This is a genomic window from Nocardiopsis sinuspersici, from assembly GCF_001998325.1.
GTDB classification, from domain to species: domain Bacteria; phylum Actinomycetota; class Actinomycetes; order Streptosporangiales; family Streptosporangiaceae; genus Nocardiopsis; species Nocardiopsis sinuspersici.
This window is the reverse complement of the sequence record NZ_MCOK01000001.1, coordinates 5,969,240-5,988,304: the sequence shown is the minus strand read 5'-3', so window position 1 is coordinate 5,988,304 and position 19,065 is coordinate 5,969,240. Positions and strand designations below refer to the sequence as shown.

Genomic DNA, 19,065 nt, shown 5'->3' with positions numbered 1-19,065 from the left:
GACCCGGGTGAGAGGGGCGTTCCATCCCCGGACCGGGGCACCACGCAAGGAAATTGATGAACCATCAGCTTGGCCACCGCGGTAACGCGAAGAACGCGCCGGTCGGCACCCGCTCGTGGAGCGGCGTGCGACCGGCCGCGCCGACCTGTCGGGCACGTCCCGAATACGCCGGAGTCGCCATGCCCGACCTGACCATCTCCTCCACCCTGCACGACACCGGACGGGTTCTGGTGTTGGACGGGGAGATCGACATGGCCACCGAACACCACTTCCAGGAGGCGGTGACCGAGGCCATCGTCACCCAGCCCTCCGGCCGCGTGGTCCTGGACTGCTCCGACCTCCGGTTCATCGACTCCAGCGGCCTGCGCGTCCTGATCCGCGCGCACAAGGCGGCCAGGGAGCAGAAGGCGCTCCTGGCGATCGCCTCGCCCATCCCGAGGATTCTGCAGACCCTGCGGGTCACCTCGCTCGACACGCGCATCCCCGTCTTCACGACGGTCTCCGAGGCCCTCGCCGCGTCGCACTCCGGCTGACACCGGCGCCCGCGCCCGCGGCGCCTCCGCGACCGCGACACGGCAGGCCACGACACACCTTCGGGGCGCGCCCCTGCGGCCGCGCCCCTCTTCGTGTGCCCGGGGACCGTGCACCCCCGGGCCGCCTCGTGTGCCGGGGCCGCCCCGTGGCGCTCAGAAGAGCAGCAGCCACACGCCCAGCGCGGTCACCGCGACGTTCACCAGGAGGAAGACCGCCACCCACAGGGCGCCGGGCAGGCCGGTGAGCCGCGCCAACTGGTCGGCGTCGGAGTGCGGCGACGGGTTGCGCCTCCGCTGCGCCTGGAGCTCGAAGACCGGCCGCACGCCCGCGAAGAGCAGGAACCAGATGAACAGGTAGGCGAAGGCCGCCTGGACCTCCGCGGGGGTGAACCAGCTGATCCCGAACACCACCGCGCCGGTTCCCACCACCGACAGCACGCCGTAGACGTTGCGGATCATCAGCAGCATGGCGGCGAGCACGACGATGCTCAGCCACAGCAGGGCGGTGATGCGGTCCGACATCAGCATGAGGATGCCCAGGAGGCCGATGACCGACGGAGCGACGTAGCCGGCGAAGACGGTCAGGACCATGCCGACACCGGTCGGCCTGCCCTTGGAGACGGTGACCCCCGAGGTGTCCGAGTGCAGCCGGATACCGGTGAGCTGGCGGCCGCTGAGCAGGGCGACGAGGGCGTGCCCGCCCTCATGGGCGATGGTGACGACGTTGCGTCCGATCCGCCAGGGCGGACCCAGCAGCACCGAGGCCAGGGCCAGGACGGCCGCGGCGATGATGATCCACCGCTCCGGTTCGGGTTGGACGGACAGTACTTCCCGCCAGACCTCACCCAAGGTTGTTCCCACCGCTGCCCCCGACTCCTGGTTCGACCGGATCCGTGCGGGCCCCACCGGTTCGCGCCGCGGTTGCCGGGAGACGCGCAGAACAGGGGCCCTTGCCGAACTTTAGGGCATTTGGGCGAGCACCGTGTTTTCCGTCCGGGCGGGAACCGGGCTCCGACACCAATCTGGCCTTCCCGCGTCGATGGACTGGCCAAACGGGATGCGCCGACCTACATTCGTCACTGTCAGTTATTTTCCTGCTACCGAGAGCAAGGATTGTCGTGAAACGTATCGCTGGACTCGCCCTCATGACCATGGCCGCCGGTGCCGTCATCGGTGCCGCCTCCCCCGCCGTCGCGGACGACGAGCACGACGGCTACCACGGCCACCACGGCCACAGCTGCGGCTGGCACGACTCCGATGAGGGCGAGCGCAAGAGCCACAGCGGGGAAGAGGGCCACTGGGACGAGTACGGCCACGAGGACGACGAGGACGACTGCGACAAGGACAAGGACGGGGACAACGGCTGGAACCACGGCCACGGGGACGATGACGACGGCCACCGCCACGGCGACGACCACGGTGGGAAGAACGGCTGGGACCACGGCGACAAGGACCACGGCCACGACGACGACAAGGACCACTGGGACGGCTACTACGACCACGACCACGACCACGACAAGGACCACGCCTGACGCTGGTCGACGCCTCCCGGTCCACGTGTCCGGCTGAGCCGGGGACCCGGTCCGGGAGGCACTGGGGGCGCCGCCCGCGGAACGACGCGTTCCCGCCGTCCCGCACAGACGGCACACGCCTTCCGCGCGAGGAGGCGTGCGGCACCCCCCGGTGACGCGAACCCGCTCCTGTCGCGAAGCGCCGCCCACGGCCCCCGGCCGAGGGCGGCGCCCGTGTCCGCGCATGCCTTCGGGGAGCGGTCAGCTCCCCTCGGACTCCGCCGCGGCCTTGAGCCGCTCCAGGGTCAGCTCGATGCTCCGTCCGTTCCTGGCCGGCATCCCCATCAGGACGTAGAACGCCGGAAGGCCCCGGGAGTAGTCGAAGGTCTCGGTGACCCTGGTGCCTCCCCCGGACAGCTCCCGCAGCTCGTACCGCCAGCGGTGCGAGCCGAAGTGCCGCCAGGCGATGAGGCGGTCCTCCTCGTACTCCACCACCCGGTTGGTGATCCGGTAGCCGACGCCGAACAGCTTCATGTCCATGCCGAACTCGCTGCCCCGCTCCAGCCGGTCGGGGCCGAAGAGGTTGGCACGCACGGTCCCCGACCCGTCGAACTCGGAGTGCCGCGCCGGTGCCGCGATGATGTCGAAGATCCGCTTGGCGGGAGCGTCCACCACGACGCTCCGCGCAACCTTGTGTCTGACCATGACCGCATCATGTCACCGGACGCGGGGCACGCCCCGGGCGCCCCGGCCCGTCCCTCAGGCGCGGACCGCGTGCCGCTCCACCGCCGCCAGCCCACCGCCCCGCGAGGCCACGTGCACCACCCAGAAGGAGCCCTTGCGCAGCCCGAGCTGCTGGGTGAACGGCGCGTCCAACTGGGTGAGCGCCTCGGCCATCAGGTGCGGCACCAGCTCGCCGTGCGTGCACACCACCGTCGGCCGCCCCTCGGCCAGGATCTGCGCGAACGCCTTCCTGGCCTCCTCCACGCTGTGGGAGGGTCCCCCCGCCGCGGAGGAGCCGGCGGAGGGCTGGTGGACCGTGAACGCCCGCTCGGTGTGCGTCGGCGCGTCGAACTCCACCGTGTACGGCAGCACCGACTCGGTGCACCGCGCCGCCGCCGACGTCACCACCCGGGGCCGCCCGTAGGCGCCCAGCAGCCGGGACAGGGCCAGGGCGTCGGCGCGGCCGGCCCCGTCCAGCGGACGCAGCAGGTCCTCACCGTTCCAGGTGCGCTTCTCCCCCGCCGAGAGGTGCCGCAGCAGGATGACGGGGAAGGTGGTGGCGGGCCCGGCCAGGAAGTTGTCGACCACCTGCACGTCGTGGTCGTAGGTGAGCCGGTCGCGGGCCTCCTCCGCGCGCACCCACTCGACCAGCTCGACCTCCTCGTTGGGCGGGTAGTCGATCCCCCCGCCGGGGTCGGCGGGCGTGGCCGCCCACCACTCCACCTGCTTGGGCCATCCGTCCTTGAGGTAGCGCTGCGGCGGGAGCCTGCGGCCCAGCAGAGGGGTCAGGCCGGTCTCCTCCCGGACCTCGCGGACCGCGCCGACGATGGTGTGCTCGCGGTTCTTGAGCTTGCCCTTGGGCAGGGTCCAGTCCCCCCGGTCGGGCCTGCGGATGAGGACGACCTCGGTTCCTCCCGCCCCCTCGCGCCACAGCAGGGCGCCACCCGCGCGGATGGGTTCGAGGTAGCCCCCGACCGCCGTCCGGCGCGGGACGCCGCCGCCCACGCCCTCGACGGAGCCCTCGACGTCTCCCTCGGTTCCCGTCATGTTCATCCGCTCTCCACTACTCGCAGGTGTCGGTCTCCGCGCAGGCTCTCCTGCAGGTCGACGAGTGGCCGACCGTCGGAGCCGTGGGTGGCGCGGCTCCAGGTCCCGTCGGGTTCCAGCCGCCAGGACGAGGTGGTGTCGGCCATCGCCAGGTCCATGAGGCGGACCAGGCGGTGGCACTGCTCGGAGTCGGCCACGCGCACCAGCGCCTCGACCCGTCGGTCCAGGTTGCGGGGCATCAGGTCCGCGCTGCCGATCCACACCCGGGGCCGCCAGCCACCCGAGAAGACGAAGATACGGGAGTGTTCCAGGAAACGGCCGAGGATGCTGCGGACCCGGATGTTCTCGGAGAGCCCGGGCACCCCTGCGCGCAGGACACAGCTGCCGCGCACCCACAGGTCGACGTTCACCCCGGCCTGCGAGGCCCGGTAGAGGGCGTCGATGATCTCCTCGTCGACCAGGGAGTTGACCTTGATGCGGATGCGCGCGGGCTCGCCCTTGAGGCTGTTGTCGATCTCCGCGGCGATCTGTTCGAGCAGGCCCTCGCGCAGGGCGGCGGGGGCGACGAGCAGGCGCCGGTAGTGCTTCCTGCGGGAGAACCCGGTGAGGCTGTTGAACAGGTCGTTGACGTCCTCGCCCACCTCGGGGTCGGCGCTGAACAGGCCGAGGTCCTCGTACATGCGGGCGGTGCTCGGGTTGTAGTTGCCGGTGCCCACGTGGCAGTAGCGGCGCAGCAGCCCGTCGTCGTCCTGGCGGATGACCATGGAGAGCTTGCAGTGGGTCTTGAGGCCGACGACGCCGTAGACGACGTGGCAGCCCGCCTCCTCCAGCTTGCGCGCCCACTGGATGTTGTTCTGCTCGTCGAAACGGGCCTTGATCTCGACCAGGACCACGACCTCCTTGCCCTCCCTGGCGGCTTCGACGAGGGACTCCACGATGGGCGAGTCCCCGCTGGTGCGGTACAGGGTCTGTTTGATCGCCACGACCTTGGGATCGGTGGCGGCCAGGGCCAGGAAGCGCTCGGTGGTCGTGGCGAAGGACTCGTAGGGGTGGTGGACGAGGACCTCGCGCTCGCGGACGGCGGCGAACAGGTCTCCGGGTGCCAGGGCGTGCGGCTCGGCGGGGACCATGGGCGGGTAGCGCAGCTCGGGCCGCTCGGCGTCGGCGATCTGGGACAGTCCGGCGAGGTTGAGCGGCCCGGGGACGCGGTAGGTCTCCCCCTCCTCGGCGCCGAGCGCCCGGGTGAGGATGGCGAGCGCCCCGTCGCTGATGTCCTGTTCGACCTCCAGGCGCACGAGCGGGCCGAAGCGGCGGCGCAGCAGTTCGTCCTCCAGGGAGGTGACGAGGTCGTCGGTCTCGTCCTCGTCGACCTCCAGGTCGGCGTTGCGGGTGACGCGGAACGCGTGGTGCTCCAGGATCCGCATGCCCTCGAAGAGCTGGGGCAGGTGGGCGGCGACGATGTCCTCGACGGGGACGAACCGGCCGCTGCCCCCGCCTCCGGACTCGATGAAGCGGGGCAGGGAGCTGGGTATCTTGACGCGGGCGAACATGCTGCGGTCGTCGCGCGGGTCCTGGACGGCGACCGCGAGGTTGAGCGAGCGGCCGGAGACGTAGGGGAAGGGGTGCGCGGAGTCGACCGCGAAGGGGGTCACCAGCGGGTAGACCGAGCGCCGGAAGTAGCCGTGCAGGTCCTCGCGCTCGGCGGTCTCCAGATCGCTCCAGCGCACGATGCGGATCCCGACCCCGCGCAGGGCGGGCGCGACGCTGTCCTGGAAGCAGGCGGTCTGGCGGAGCATGAGCTCGTGGGTGAACCGGGAGATGCGTTCGAGCAGCGCGCGGGGGTGGTGCCCGCTGGAGGAGGCGACGTGCAGGCCGGTGGCCAGGCGCCGTTTGAGCCCGGCGACGCGGACCATGAAGAACTCGTCCAGGTTGCTGGAGAAGATCGCCAGGAACCGCGCCCGCTCCAGGAGGGGGACGTCCTCGTCCTCGGCGAGTTCGAGGACCCGTTGGTTGAAGCGGAGCCATCCCTCCTCGCGGTCCATGAACCTGTCGGCGGGCAGCCCGGTGGGCCTGGTGGCGTCACCCGATGGCGTTGGCGCTGTTTCCGTGCTCACAGTGAGCAGACTCCCTCTTTTCCATGACCTCCCGGTGACACCTCCGTGAGGGCGAGGTGACCGCCACGCGACCGCTGTGGACCTCTTCCGCCGACGCGCCGGGGACGCCGGGGTCTTCGCCGCGTGTACCCGGCGTGCGGGGCGGGCCGGTTCCGGGGAGGACCGGCGCCGGCGGAGTCGTCGGCCGGTAACGGTGGGGCCGTGGCCGGTGTCGGCGCGGCCCTCAGTTGAGACCGATCTGCAGGTCGGGCGGCATGATCATCAGGAACATGCCGACGCGCATGATCACCTGGAGCCAGGTGTTGCGAAAGCACGTCCACAGGTAGCCGTAGAGGAGGCTGGCCGTGGCGTAGGTCAGCAGGGCGAGGCCGGTGTTGTACACCAGGTCGGTCCCCGGAAGCTGGGAGACCGCGTCGTAGGGCTGGATGACCGCGTAGGTGACCGCGAAGACCACCGAGGTCGCCACGATCCCGCCCCAGCGGCCCATCTGGAGCTCCAGTCGGCTCTGCATCATCCCGCGGAAGAAGATCTCCTCGCACACGGCGATCACGGTGAAGGCGAGCAGGAAACCCAGCAGGGGGAGGGACGGCCCCGGCAGCCCGATGTAGGGGATGAGCAGGTAGCCGAGGAGGGTCAGCGCGACCCCGACCGGGATCAGCCCGAGCCAGCGCCAGGGCTCGGACACCCTCAGCGCGATCGCGGGCATGTCGGTGCCCTTGCCGTCCACGGTGACCCCTGAGCGGTCCATGAGCAGCAGCGGCAGGGTGAACAGGAACAGAAGCCTGGACACCAGCGAGGCGGACATGGCCAGGTCCGCGCCGATCTGCGCCCCGTAGGCGCGAAAGAGCAGGGACAGCGCCACCATGGACAGCACGAAGCAGACGAGGAGCAGCCCCAGCCAGGCCACCTCGCGCCCGACGGGGTGGCCCTCCATCGCCCGGACGATCCTGAGGTCCAGCCGGTCGCGTGCGCCGAAACCCCTGACCAGGGCCCAGGCCAGGATCCCGCCGATGAGCATCGGGGACCAGGAGACCATGAGGAGGACCATGGAGTCGCCCAGGACGTCGGAGCGCAACGCGGGGTGCGAGAGCATCGGTACCGCGATGAGCAGGACGGCGAGCAACGCCCCCCAGGCGAGTCCCCATCTTCGCACCATGGTCACAAGAGTCCCTCCTGTCGCAGAACTCTCATTCTGCCCAAGGGGAAACTAAAAGCTACTTAATGACTACGGTATGTCGTCACTCGTCTCGGCATACCAGGTCAGGACGTGGCGCGGGGCCGCTCCCGGCTCCGGAAGCGGCCCCGCGTCGGTCGGCGTACGCGCCGGCCCTCAGAAGCCGTTGTCCAGGACCGAGCGGAGGAAGGACTTGGTGCGGTCCTCCTTGGGATCGCCGAAGATCTGCTCCGGCGGACCCTCCTCGGCGATCTGGCCCTGGTCGAACATGAGCACCCGGTGCGACACGTCCCGCGCGAAGCCCATCTCGTGGGTCACGCACAGCATCGTGATGTCCGTGGTCTCGGCGACCTCGCGCAGCACGTCCAGGACACCGGCGACCAGCTCCGGGTCCAGGGCCGAGGTGACCTCGTCCAGCAGCAGGATCTCCGGCTGCATGGCCAGCGCGCGGGCGATCGCCACGCGCTGCTGCTGCCCGCCGGAGAGCTGGGTGGGGTGGGCGTCGATCTTCTCGCCGAGCCCGACCAGGTCCAGCAGCTCCTTCGCCCGGGCGTTGGCCTCGTCCTTCGGGGTGCCCAGCACGTGTACTGGCGCCTCGGTGATGTTCTGGCGCACGCTCATGTTCGGAAACAGGTTGAACTGCTGGAAGACCATGCCGATGCGCTTGCGGCGCTCGCGCATGTAGCCCTCGCTCGCACGGACCAGCCCCTGGCCCCGGCGCATGTGGCTGAACGGCTCGCCGCCCACCCAGATGACGCCCTCGGTGATCTTCTCCAGGGTCATCAGCAGGCGCAGGATGGTGGTCTTGCCCGAACCGCTCGGGCCGATGAGGGTGACCCGCTCGCCGGGAGCGACGGAGAAGTTCAGGTCGTCGAGCACGGTGAGGTCGCCGAAGCGCTTGACCACGTCGTCGAAGACGATCAGGGACTGGCCCTCGACACCCGGGGACTCTGCGTTCACGGGGGTATCAGACGGCGGCATAGCGTCGCTCCAATCGTCGGAGGAGGATGGCGGACGGGATGCTCACGAGGAGGAACAGGAATCCGACCACGGTGTAGACCTCGACGACGCGGAAGCTCGCGCTGCCGATCCGCTGGGCCTCGGTGAGCAGCTCGGCCACACCGATCGCGATGAGCAGCGGCGTGTCCTTGAACGTCGCGATGAGGTAGTTGCCCAGCGCGGGGATGACCTTGCGGATGGCCTGCGGCAGCACGATGGCACCCCAGGTGCGGCGGGCGGGCAGGCTCAGTGCCCGGGCCGCCTCCCACTGCCCCTTGGCCACGCCCTCGATGCCCGAGCGGTAGACCTCGGCCGTGTAGGCCGCGTAGTGCACGCCGAGGACGACGACGCCCACGGTCATCGGGGTGATGTGGGCCGGGGTCAGGAGGAAGACGAACACCAGTTGGATGACCAGCGGTGTCGTACGGATGAACTCCGTGGCCGCGTGCAGGACGGCGCCGAAGAACGGCGTCCGGCGGGCGATGGCGATCAGCAGCCCCAGGACCAGAGCGATCAGGTAGCTGAGGAAGGTGATCTGGACGGTCGTCCCCAGGGCGCCCAACAGGTCGGGCAGGATCTGGAGGGTCCATTGGAAGTCCCACATCAGAAGGTCCCTCCCGCGCTACCGACCGGTGTGGACTGGGCGAGGGACTTCAGGCTCTTGCCGCGCGGCGGGGTACGGCCCAGCTTCCGGTTGGCGCGGCGTTCGAGCATTCGCATGCCGAAGATGAGGACCTGCGCGATCAGGTAGTAGAGGATGAAGGCGCCGATGAAGGCGACCACCGTCTCACCCGTGGACTCGCGCATGTTCTGCGCGACGGCCGTCAGGTCGGCCACACCGATGAGGTAGACCACCGCGGTGGCCTTCATCAGCTCGATGACGAGGTTGCCGAACGTGGGCAGCATCTGGGCCCACGCCTGGGGCAGCACGACGAGGCGCGTCCGCTGGAACCAGGAGAGGTTCAGCGCGACCGTGGCCTCGACCTGCGCCTTGGGCACGGCGTTGATGGACGACCGCACGACCTCGGCTCCGTAGGCCCCCACGTTGAGGCCCAGGGCGAGGATCGCGGCGAACATGTCGTCCAGTCGGAACCCGCTCAGCTGCGGCAGGGCGAACGCCATCCAGAACATCAGCACCAGGGCGGCGATGCCCCGGAACACCTCCACGTAGACCGTGGAGATGGCCCGGGGCAGCCAGTGCCTGATCGTCCCCATGATCCCGAAGACCATGGCCAGGACGAAGGCCAGGGCACAGCCGCCGAAGGTGAGCTGGATGGTGATCCACGCGCCGTCGATATAGAGCGGTAGTCGCTGGATCAGGAAGTCCACTGCGGGTTCATTCCTTGCAGAGTTCGGCGGTGGTCATGTCGTCGGGCAGGTCGGCCTCGGTGAAGCCCCAGTCCTGGCCCAGCTCCAGGAGGCGTCCGCTCTCCTTGAACTCGGCGATCACCCGGTTCATCTCCTCCAGCAGCGTGGTGTCCTCCTGCCGGACGCACAGGCCGCCCCAGCCCTTCTCCTCCTGGCCGTCGATCACGGGGAAGAACGGCTCGGTGACCTCGAAGGGGCCGCCCCGGTCCTGGAGGAGGTACTCGTGGGACACGCTCAGCATGGACATCGCGTCGACGCGCCCCGCCTCCAGCAGCTCGTAGCCGGCGGTCTGGTTGGGGATGAGCTCCTGCTGGTCCTCGGGCACCTCGAAGTAGTTGGCGTAGGTCTGCTCGACCGAGCCGTTGAGGACCGCGAGCTTGAGGTCGGGGTTCTCGGCGAAGTCCTTGAAGTGCTTGATGCCCTCCGGGTTGCCCTCCTTGACCATGAAGGCCTCGGGGGAGGTGGCGGTGGGCTCGGTGAAGGCGACCTGCCCGCAGCGCTCGGGGGTGATGAACATGCCGGCGGCGATGACGTCGAAGCGGTTTGACTTCAGGCCCGGGATCAGTCCGTCCCAGTTCACGGAGGAGGCCTGGATCTCGGGGACGCCCAGCTCCTCGAAGACGGCCTTGGCCACGGCGGGGGACTGCCCGGCGGGGTTGCCGGAGTCGTCGACGAAGCCGAAGGGGATCTCGTTGGCGAGGCCGACCGCCACGAAGCCCTGCTCGCGGAGGCGGTCCAGGGTCGATGTGCCCTCCTCCCCCTCTCCCCCTCCGCCGTCGACCCGGCTGCAGGCGGCGAGACCGAGGGTGGCCAGCCCCACTCCACCCAGGCGAAGTGCGTCTCGGCGGCCCCAGGCTCCTCGGCTGACAGCTGGTACCTGCTTCTTCACGACTGCTCCTCGAAAGACTTGGGGGGAGCGGCGCACTCGTCCGGGGGGACGGCTACGCCGCACATGCGGATCGGTGGGACGCCCGGTGTGGGCGGGTCGCGGCCCGCTGTACCGCGGCTGCGGCCGCCGTCCGGTGCAGGGCACGACGGCCTGGTACGGGGTTCTGTCCCGAGCATGCTCAGCCTCCCCCAAGCATGCTCGACAGTAACGAGACCCGATTAGTCCGTTATGCACTGGTTATGCGTGCGCGGCCCCCGGGTGATCGCATCTTCGCCCTGCTCAGGGCGGGTCACCTGTGCTTTGTGACGCTGAGTCCGAGGCTCCGTCACCCTGGGGCGCCTCCCCCGTGAAAGCACTGTGGGCGGGGTCTCGCGACCCCGCCCACAGTGTGTTCGTCCTGCTCGTCTCGCCCGCTCCTCGGAGGGTCCCGGAAGGAGACGCCCGTGGCGTGCCCCTGCCGTCCGGACGCCTCCAGGACGGGAACCCACCCCCCGGCGGTTCCCGGTGCGGGACCGGGCCCGGGCCTCGTGCCCCAGGACCCCGACCTCGGGTCCCGGGCCCGGACCGGGCTCTCCGGTGCTGTCGTCAGTCCTCGACGATGAGCGGGTAGACGCCGTTCTCGTCGTGGACCTCGCGCCCGGTGACGGGCGGGTTGAACACGCACAGCACGCGGAAGTCCGTCTTGGGGCGGACGGTGTGCTTCTCGTGACCGTTGAGCAGGTAGAGGGTGCCCGGGGTGATGATGTGCTTCTCCCCCGTCTCGTCGTTGGTCACCTCGGCCTCGCCCTCGATGCAGTGCACGAGTTCGATGTGGTTGGCGTACCACATGCTGGTCTCCGTACCCGCGTACAGGACGGTCTCGTGGAAGGAGAAGCCGACCTTGTCCTTCGCGAGGACGATCCGGCGGCTGCGCCAGGTCTCCGTCTTGATGTCGGCGTCGGTGTCGTTGACCTCGTCCAGGCTGCGAACGATCACTGGTTGTCTCCTTTACGCGCTCTGCGGCGCCTTTCGATGGTGGTGCGACACGGGGGCGGGGCCGGACGGCGTCCCGAAGGTCGCCGCCGGCCCCGCACCGCGTGGTGTGGAACTCCGCAGAGGAAGTTCCTAGGCGGGCTGTGCCACCTTGACCGCGGCACGGACCGCGTCAGCCATGATGTCAAGTCCCGCCGTGAGCTCCTCCTCGCTCGCCGTCAGCGGCGGCAGGAGTTTGGCGACCTCGTCCTCGGGACCGGAGGTCTCCAGGAGCAGGCCGCGGTCGAAGGACTCGGCGGCGACCTTCTTGGCGATGCCGTCCTGCTCGAAGGCCAGGCCGCGGGCCAGGCCGCGGCCGCGCACGTGCGCGCCGAACTCGGCGTGCTCGGCGGCCATCTCGGCCAGGCGCGCGGCGACCATGTCGCCCTTGGCCTTGACCGAGTCGGCGAACGAGGAGTCGCTCCAGTAGCGGCGCAGCGCCTCCGAGCCGGTGACCATGGCCGGGTTGAACCCGCGGAAGGTGCCGTTGTGCTCACCCGGCTCCCACACGTCCAGCTCGCGCTTGAACAGGGTGAGGGCCATGGGCAGGCCGTAGCCGCTGATGGACTTGGACAGGGTGACGATGTCCGGGACGATCCCGGCTTCCTCGAAGCTGAAGAAGTCCCCGGTACGGCCGCAGCCCATCTGGATGTCGTCGACGATCAGCAGGATCTCGTACTCGCGGCACAGCTCCGAGAGGTCGCGCAGCCACTGGGCGCTGGCGGCGTTGATGCCGCCCTCGCCCTGGACCGTCTCGACGATGACGGCGGCGGGCTTGTCCAGGCCACTGCCGCTGTCGTCCAGCAGGCTGCGCAGCCACAGGAAGTCCGGCGTCTTGCCGTCCATGTAGTTGTCGAACGGCATCGTGGCGACGTGGCCCAGGGGCACGCCCGCGCCACCGCGCTTCATCGAGTTGCCGGTGACGGCCAGGGCGCCCAGGGTCATGCCGTGGAAGCCGTTGGTGAAGTTGACGATGGTCTCGCGACCGGTGTACTTGCGGGCCAGCTTCAGCGCGGCCTCGACCGCGTTGTTGCCCGCGGGGCCCGGGAACTGGATCTTGTAGTCCAGGTTCCGCGGTTTGAGGATGATCTCCTCGAAGGTTTTCAGGAACTCGCGTTTGGCCACGCTGTAGGCGTCGAGGCTGTGGACGATCTTGTCGTCGGTCAGGTACTCGATGAGCGAGGTCTTCAGCTCCGGGTTGTTGTGCCCGTAGTTGAGCGAACCCGCTCCTGCGAAGAAGTCCAGGAAGGGCTTGCCGGTCTCGTCGTAGACATGGCTTCCGACGGCCCTGTCGAACACGACCGGCCAGTTCCGGCAGTATCCGCGGACTTCGGACTCCAGGCGCTGGAAGGTATCCATGGTGTGTTCCTTGGTTCCTTTCCCCAGGTTCGTGGGCTCATGGCTTGGACGATGGGGTGGGTTGGTGGATCCGGTGCGGATGGTCGGTCACACTTCCGGCTCGGGATTGAGGGGACCGATGCGTACGAGGTCTTCGGGATCGTGCGGTGTGTCGTCGTCCGCAGGGAAGTGTTCCCCGCCGAAGAGCGGACTCCACACGGCTTCGGCCCCCCTGTCCCGGGCAAACGAGGCGAACAGGGCTCGGGATGCGGTGTTGTCGGCGGTGACGGTCGCTTCGAGGTAGCGCAGGCCACGCTCGGTGATCCGGTCACCGATGAAGTCGAGCATCCGGCGGGCCAGCCGCTGTCCGCGGAACGCGGAGTCCACGGCCACCTGCCAGAGGAAGTACGTGTCGGGGCTGTCGGGCCGCACGAAGCCGGTGACGTAGGCCGCGACACGGCCCTCGTCATCGCGGGCGACGACGCTGGTCTCGGCGAAGTCCCGGCACCAGAGCGCGTAGGCGTACGGGGAGTTGACGTCCATGCCCGTCTCCCCCGCCAGCCGCCACATGTGCGGTCCGTCCTCCAGGGACGGGTGCGACAGGCGCACGCCTCCACGGCCCGCGGCTCCTGGTGTCTCGGTGCTCGGGGCCCCGGCGTCAGTGCGGTCGCGTGCTTGGAGGTTCGTTCGTTGATGTGGCACGTCGATCGAACTTAGCGAACGAATACCAACGAGATTTCAGGGAGGCTCCGTGTAGATGTTTCGACACGCTCTCATCGGGTAGGACTTGTTCATTTAACAGTGCTTCGACGCCCTGAACAGGGCCTTCGTCCGAAGCTCCGAGGCGGTCCGCCGACGCGCTCACGCCTTGCCCATCAGGGGATTTCGCGTCACGGCCACGGGCGGATCACCCGGGGCGCGGGCGCGCACCGCGCGGCGGCCACCTGATGAGGTCAACAACCCTCAGGGCCAAACATAGGCCCTCAACAGGCAATATTAAGCGTGCGTTAAGTCACATTGATTCGGTGGAAACCTCGCGACATAACGGGGCCCGGGCCGCGTTTCACGCCACACGGTACGTTCCGGGGCACCGGAAGGATCGCCGAAGCGCCGGTGGGCGCGAGGATCCGGCGGTCCGGCGCGGCCCGGGAGCCGCCGCGACGGGGCACCGCCGACCTCCTCGCCCGCGTCCACTGCGGGACACAGTGGCCCGCTACCCGGAACGTCCTTGAGAAATCACGGATTTTCTAGCAGACTTCGCGTAGTACTACACAAGGTCGTACTACACTTGGTCGCATCGCTGCGCCGCGATTCTCCGGGCCGACCGCCCGTGAACGGCGGGGCGGAGGATTCCTGACCCCGCCGTGAGAGCACGGTGCGGGCCACTGACCACGGATCACAGCCACGGATCGGAGGCGCCCGTGAACCGCCTGTACCACGAGAGCGAGGACTGGGTCGAGCAGGGCAACTGCCGCTCGTACGACCCGGAGATCTTCTTCCCGGTGAGCACCACCGGGATCGGGCGCGCCGACACCGAGCAGGCCGTCGCCGTCTGCCGCAGTTGTACTGTTCGCCAGGAGTGCCTGCGGTGGGCCCTGCGGGCCGGAGAGGCCCACGGGGTCTGGGGTGGCACCACCCCCGAGCAGCGCCGCTACATGCGGCGCGAGCTGGTTCCGGCCGGCAGGAGCTGATCGGGAGCGCCCGGGGGGCCGCGCCCGGTGGCCCCCCGCCTTCCCGCTCCCCGCCCGACCCCGTTCCGAGGGAGACACCATGACGCGGACGAGCGCCGCCCCGGCCCGCCGGGCCGGTCCACGCGGTGCGCGACCGGTGACCCCGCGGCACCTTGCGGCCCCGTGGGGCACGGCCTAGGTTCTTTCTCGTGCGACCCGCCCACGGCACACTCCGCCTCCTGCGCACGGCACTCCTCGCCGCTGCGTGCACGGGGCTTGCCTGGAGCGGCCACAACGTGTGGGCCGCGTCCCCGGCCTCCGCCGGCGGGTTCGCGGCCGCGGCCGCGGTCCTGTTCCCCCTGCTGTGGTACTTCACCCGCACGATGCGCGGCTTCGGCGACATCTTCGCCGTCATGGCCTCCGTCCAGGTCCTCCTGCACCTGATCCTCCTGGGATCGGCCCAGCCGCTCCCGGGGATACCCGGCGCCGGCGCGGACCACGCCGGACACGGCCTGTCCGCCCACGCTCTCGGCCTAGCGCCGGGCATGCTGTTCGCACACCTGTGGGCCGCCCTGCTGGCCTCCGCGCTGCTCGCCCACGGCGAGGCGGCCCTGTGGTTCCTGGCCGCCCTGCTCTGCCGCGCGCTGCCGTCGCTGCGCGTGCCCGACCTCGCGTTCACCACCCCCGTACGGATCCCGTGTGCCGCCGTCCCGACGGCGCCCTCCCCCGTCGTGCTCTCGGCGAACGGTCCCCGCGGACCTCCCCGGCCCCGGGGCGCCTTCGCGTAGACCGACCGAACCGAACGCTGAGAGAAGACATGACCACTGACCACAGCATCCCCACCCGCGGCGGCACAAGACCCTCCCGCCTGCTGCCGCGTGCGGCCGCCGCCCTGCTGACCCCGCTCGCGGCCGCCGCCCTGGCGCTGGCCCCCTCTCCCGCCCTGGCCCACGACGCCCTGACCGGTTCCGACCCCGAGGACGGCCAGACCCTGGACAGCGTCCCCGAGGAGGTCGTGCTGACCTTCAGCAACGCCCCGATGGAGGGCGGCAGCGGCAGTGCCGTCGTCGTCACGGGCCCGGACGAGGAGACCACCTACGAGGAGGGCGAGCCCACCTTCGACGGCACGGACGTGTCCGTGGGGCTGCGCACGCTGGACCAGGCCGGCGAGTACACGATCGGCTTCCGCGTGGTCTCCTCCGACGGACACCCGATCCAGGACACCCTGACGTTCTCGGTGACCGAGGAGGCCGTCGCCGCGGCGGCTCCGGAGTCCGCGCCCGAGGAGACCGCTCCCGAGGAGGAGGCGGCGACCGGGGCCGCGGAGGAGGAGACCGCCGGGGAACCGGCCGGGGAGGCGCCCGCCGACGAGGCCGCGGCCGCGGAGGAGGTCTCGCCCGTCGCCCTGGCGGTACTGGCCGTCGTCGCCGTCGGCGGTGTCGCCGCGGTCGTACTCGTGGCCGTGCGCATGCGCAAGCGCTCCGGCGCGGGCCGGGAGTAGGCGAAGCCGCCTGCGGCCGGCGACGGACGAGGGGCCCGTACACCGTTCCCGGACTCGGAGACGGTGGACGGGCCCCTTCCGTGTCCGGCGCCCCGGCGGCGGAGGGCAGGAGTCACGGACAGGCCGCGGTGGCCGGTGGAGAAGCGCGGGAACGGTGGAAGCCGTGTGGGGGGCGGGGGTGTGGGAGCTCCGGAGGTGGCGGAAGCCGTGGAAACGGCGGGAAGCGCGGACGGGGATGGACGGGGGGCGTGTTCGTCGGGGTCGGGGTCGGGTGCGGGATCAGACGCGCCGGGCCAGCAGGATGCTGATGTTGTCCTTGCCGCCCGCCTCCATGGCGGCCTGCCACAGGGCGTGCACGGCGGCCTCGTCGCTGCCCGCCTCGGCGATCATCCGCTCCATCTCCTCGGTCAGGACCAGGTCGGACAGGCCGTCGCTGCACATGAGCCAGGCGCTGGGGTCGGCCGCGTCGTCCCGGCCCACGTGCGGGACCATCGTGCCGCCCGAACTGCCGCCCAGGGACTGGGTGATGAAGTTCGTGGTGACCGGACGGCCGTCCTCGGACGGCGGCAGGGCCGGTGAGTCGTCCTCGGAGAGCTGCCTCAGGCGGCGTCCCTCCAGGCGGTAGGTCCGGGAGTCCCCGACGTTGAACCAGAAGTTGCCGTCGTTGTTGAGCAGGACTCCCGCAACGGTGGTCCCCATCCCGGAGAACTCGGTGTGCTGCGTGGCGTGGTCCTTGATCTCCTCGTCGATGTTGCTCAGCAACTGCGCGATCTCCTCCACGCCGTCCAGGCGCGGCCCCATCTCGGCCATGCGGTGCACGGCGTGCTCCGAGGCGATCTCTCCCGCGGCCTGACCGCCGATCCCGTCGGCGACCGCCAGGATGACGGGCTCGCTCACCGGGAGCACACAGCGCACAGGCGAGGTCATGTTCGCACTGGCGACGGTCAGGGCACCCATGACGACGGCGTCCTCGTTGGCGGGACGGATAGCGCCCCGGTGCGTGAGGGCCGTGACAATGACTTCCCCACCAGCGACACCCATACGCCCTTCCTCCCGTTTCATCGGCCGTGGCCGGTTGCCCGGCGCACAGCGCCAGACCTTGGTCGAGTCCCGTTCAACGTCTGGATTCTGTCACCGTACCGAGCCACCGCCGGACTGGGTCAAAATCCGCGTACATCATGGCGGAAAACACCCGGATATGCAGTTCCCTCCCCGGTTCCCACCGCCAAAAGTGTCGTGGCGTACGGGCCCTCGGTGCACGTTGTGCCGCCTGGTGTTCCGGTCCGACAGTAGCGGCGGCGGCGCGGCCCCGACAGGGGCCGTGCGCCGACAGGACGAAGTCGCAGCCCAGAGAGGGCGGAACAGGGTTACGGACCACCCCGAAACCCCCCTTTCGCCGTGGCGCGGGATCGTCCGCGCGTTGTCGAGGACGGGACCGTCTGGCAGAATGGAGTCCGTTGGGTGTCTAAGACGCAGACACACACGACCCGCCCCGTGCGCCGCCCTCCGGCTGTCCACGGTGGCCCACGTCTTCCTCGACCGGTCGTTTGGTGTGATCTCCGTGCGTCTGCCCTTCTCTCCCTCCCCCTCGCTCCACAGCCTCCGTATCCGCTACGCGCCTACGGTTTCCAGTGCTGCCGAGCGGCCTCCACCGGCGGGTCGATCCACGGCACCCCGTGCCCCCTCCCCCTGACCACGCCTCCCCTCTCAAGCGCCACGTGTCGTGCGCCGCTCCCAGGACTCCGAGGACCGGCGCACCGACCCCAGCCCCGCCCGGGGGAGATTCCGATTCCCCGCTCCGGAGTCACCTCGGGCCCGCCCACGGACGGACACCAGACGAAACCGTGTCCAAGGAGTGCAGCCCAGTGAAGATCGCCATGGTCGCCGAACACGCCAACCCCCTCCCCGCCCACAGGGGTGAGCCAGCCTGCCCCGCGAGCCTGCACGCGTGCGCCCTGTCCCGGCAGCTCGCCAAGCGCGGGCACCGCGTGACGGTCTACGTCCGCCGCAGCGACCCCGACCAGCCCGACGGCCGCACCCGCATGGCGCGCGGCGTCTCCGTCATCCACCTGGACGCCGGCCCGGCCCGGCCGATGCCCGACGACAGGCACGCCGAGCACACCGGCGCCTTCGGCACCGCGCTCGCCTCCGCCCTGAACGAGGACGCGCCCGACGTCCTGCACGCCATCGGGTGGACCAGCGGCCTGGCCGCCATGCACGCCCAGGCGCACGGCGGAAGCGACCAGAGCAGCACACCCATCGTCCAGACCTTCCACTCCCTCAACGCCAGCGAGCAGCGCAGCGGCCTCGCCCACCAGCCCGAGCGCGCCCGCATGGAGACGGTCCTGGCCTCCCGCGCCGACCACGTCCTGGTCAACTCCACCGACCAGCAGGGCGAGCTGGCACGCCTGGGCGTGCCCCGCCGGCACGTGAGCGTGGTGCCCTTCGGCGTGGACCCCGAGCACTTCAGCGTGGAGGGCAGCGCCTCCACCGAGCACTGGAACTCCCGGCGCGAGGAGCGCGCACGCCTGGTCGCGGTCACCTCCCTGACCGGGTCCGGCGGCGCCGACCGCCTCGTGGAGGCCATGACCCGCCTGCCCGAGGCCGAGCTGCTGCTCGTCTCCACCACCGAGGGCCTGGACGTGGCCCTCGACGAGAACGCCCGCCGGATCGAGCTCCTGACCAAGGAGGCCGGGGTGAACGACCGCGTCCACCTGACCGGCCCGATCGAGCGCAAGGAGCTTCCCCGCCTGCTGCGGTCGGCGGACGTGTACGTGTCCGCCGCCTCCTACGACCCCTACGGAGGGGCCGTGCTGGAGGCCATGGCCTGCGGCCTGCCCGTGGTGGCCACCGCCACCGGCGCGATCCCCGGGGCCGTCCTGCACCGCACCAGCGGTGTGCTGATGCGCTTCGGACGCCCCGACGAGGTCGCGCGCTCGGTGCGCGCGGTCCTCGGCACGCCCACCATGAGCACCGCCTACGGCATCGCCGCGGTGGACCGGGCCCGTTCCCGGTTCACGTGGCAGAGGATCGCCATCGAGACGGAGCTCGCCTACAAGCGGTCCCACCCGCAGCAGAACGAGCGCGAGGACGTGGAGGAGGACGAGGTGGACGGCCTGCTGCTGTCCGGGACCTTCCGCTGACCCGTGCCCGCACCCACCCCGCACCCGTACCGCCGGTCCCCCGG

The 19,065-nt window shown here is 70.3% G+C and carries 19 protein-coding genes; 6 read left to right on the top strand and 13 right to left on the bottom strand.

Translation table 11 applies throughout. The features are described 5' to 3' along the window. Window positions 1–179 precede the first annotated feature (179 nt). Window positions 180–533, top strand: a complete 354-nt coding sequence (locus NOSIN_RS26050; protein ID WP_077693254.1) for an STAS domain-containing protein — start codon at window positions 180–182, stop codon at window positions 531–533. 153 nt (window positions 534–686) lie between these two features. On the opposite strand, the gene NOSIN_RS26045 is transcribed toward NOSIN_RS26050, so the two are convergent. After that, window positions 687–1,382: a M50 family metallopeptidase gene (locus NOSIN_RS26045; RefSeq protein ID WP_077693253.1), complete on the bottom strand. Its 696-nt coding sequence runs from the start codon at window positions 1,380–1,382 to the stop codon at window positions 687–689. Between the two features lie 269 nt (window positions 1,383–1,651). Between NOSIN_RS26045 and NOSIN_RS27415 the strand changes: the two genes are divergently transcribed. After that, window positions 1,652–2,065 (top strand): hypothetical protein, encoded by a 414-nt coding sequence (locus NOSIN_RS27415; RefSeq protein WP_170293741.1) that lies wholly within the window; start codon window positions 1,652–1,654, stop codon window positions 2,063–2,065. Between the two features lie 240 nt (window positions 2,066–2,305). On the opposite strand, the gene NOSIN_RS26035 is transcribed toward NOSIN_RS27415, so the two are convergent. The 11 genes from NOSIN_RS26035 to ectA all read right to left on the bottom strand — a co-directional run bounded on the left by NOSIN_RS26035 (window position 2,306) and on the right by ectA (window position 13,316). Continuing rightward, window positions 2,306–2,749, bottom strand: coding sequence for an SRPBCC family protein (locus tag NOSIN_RS26035; RefSeq protein ID WP_077693252.1), 444 nt, complete (start codon window positions 2,747–2,749; stop codon window positions 2,306–2,308). A 54-nt stretch (window positions 2,750–2,803) separates the two neighbouring features. Further along, window positions 2,804–3,814 (bottom strand): NUDIX hydrolase, encoded by a 1,011-nt coding sequence (locus NOSIN_RS26030; RefSeq protein ID WP_227015175.1) that lies wholly within the window; start codon window positions 3,812–3,814, stop codon window positions 2,804–2,806. A gap of 2 nt (window positions 3,815–3,816) precedes the next feature. Continuing rightward, a complete protein-coding gene (locus NOSIN_RS26025) occupies window positions 3,817–5,928 on the bottom strand; it encodes an RNA degradosome polyphosphate kinase (protein ID WP_077693250.1) in 2,112 nt (703 codons plus the stop codon). A gap of 223 nt (window positions 5,929–6,151) precedes the next feature. Beyond that, complete coding sequence (locus NOSIN_RS26015) at window positions 6,152–7,084, bottom strand: CPBP family intramembrane glutamic endopeptidase (protein WP_171986641.1); 933 nt, start codon at window positions 7,082–7,084, stop codon at window positions 6,152–6,154. A 174-nt stretch (window positions 7,085–7,258) separates the two neighbouring features. Further along, a complete protein-coding gene (gene ehuA, locus NOSIN_RS26010; RefSeq protein ID WP_077693248.1) occupies window positions 7,259–8,083 on the bottom strand; it encodes an ectoine/hydroxyectoine ABC transporter ATP-binding protein EhuA in 825 nt (274 codons plus the stop codon). Beyond that, a complete protein-coding gene (gene ehuD / locus NOSIN_RS26005) occupies window positions 8,070–8,708 on the bottom strand; it encodes an ectoine/hydroxyectoine ABC transporter permease subunit EhuD (protein WP_077693247.1) in 639 nt (212 codons plus the stop codon). The genes ehuA and ehuD overlap by 14 nt, the downstream gene beginning before the upstream one ends. Next, window positions 8,705–9,430, bottom strand: a complete 726-nt coding sequence (gene ehuC, locus NOSIN_RS26000) for an ectoine/hydroxyectoine ABC transporter permease subunit EhuC (protein ID WP_077693246.1) — start codon at window positions 9,428–9,430, stop codon at window positions 8,705–8,707. Before ehuC ends, ehuD begins: the two co-directional genes overlap by 4 nt. Before the next feature lie 7 nt (window positions 9,431–9,437). After that, window positions 9,438–10,289: an ectoine/hydroxyectoine ABC transporter substrate-binding protein EhuB gene (gene ehuB, locus NOSIN_RS25995; protein WP_077693245.1), complete on the bottom strand. Its 852-nt coding sequence runs from the start codon at window positions 10,287–10,289 to the stop codon at window positions 9,438–9,440. Window positions 10,290–10,943: 654 nt separating this feature from the next. Beyond that, entirely contained in the window at window positions 10,944–11,333 is a 390-nt protein-coding gene (locus tag NOSIN_RS25990; RefSeq protein WP_077693244.1) for an ectoine synthase, read from the bottom strand. 129 nt (window positions 11,334–11,462) lie between these two features. Beyond that, window positions 11,463–12,728 (bottom strand): diaminobutyrate--2-oxoglutarate transaminase, encoded by a 1,266-nt coding sequence (gene ectB / locus NOSIN_RS25985; RefSeq protein WP_077693243.1) that lies wholly within the window; start codon window positions 12,726–12,728, stop codon window positions 11,463–11,465. 87 nt (window positions 12,729–12,815) lie between these two features. Further along, complete coding sequence (gene ectA / locus NOSIN_RS25980) at window positions 12,816–13,316, bottom strand: diaminobutyrate acetyltransferase (RefSeq protein WP_077693242.1); 501 nt, start codon at window positions 13,314–13,316, stop codon at window positions 12,816–12,818. A gap of 812 nt (window positions 13,317–14,128) precedes the next feature. Between ectA and NOSIN_RS25975 the strand changes: the two genes are divergently transcribed. The 3 genes from NOSIN_RS25975 (at window position 14,129) to NOSIN_RS27405 (ending at window position 15,878) form a co-directional block, all read left to right on the top strand. After that, entirely contained in the window at window positions 14,129–14,398 is a 270-nt protein-coding gene (locus NOSIN_RS25975) for a WhiB family transcriptional regulator (RefSeq protein WP_077693241.1), read from the top strand. Between the two features lie 188 nt (window positions 14,399–14,586). Further along, window positions 14,587–15,165: a copper resistance protein gene (locus tag NOSIN_RS27410; RefSeq protein WP_170293740.1), complete on the top strand. Its 579-nt coding sequence runs from the start codon at window positions 14,587–14,589 to the stop codon at window positions 15,163–15,165. 29 nt (window positions 15,166–15,194) lie between these two features. Next, window positions 15,195–15,878: a copper resistance CopC family protein gene (locus tag NOSIN_RS27405; protein WP_170293739.1), complete on the top strand. Its 684-nt coding sequence runs from the start codon at window positions 15,195–15,197 to the stop codon at window positions 15,876–15,878. A gap of 279 nt (window positions 15,879–16,157) precedes the next feature. Here NOSIN_RS27405 and NOSIN_RS25965 read toward each other — a convergent pair whose 3' ends face one another. Next, a complete protein-coding gene (locus NOSIN_RS25965; protein ID WP_077693240.1) occupies window positions 16,158–16,919 on the bottom strand; it encodes a PP2C family protein-serine/threonine phosphatase in 762 nt (253 codons plus the stop codon). 824 nt (window positions 16,920–17,743) lie between these two features. Between NOSIN_RS25965 and NOSIN_RS25960 the strand changes: the two genes are divergently transcribed. Further along, entirely contained in the window at window positions 17,744–19,021 is a 1,278-nt protein-coding gene (locus tag NOSIN_RS25960) for a glycosyltransferase (protein ID WP_077693239.1), read from the top strand. The last annotated feature ends 44 nt before the right edge of the window (window positions 19,022–19,065 follow it).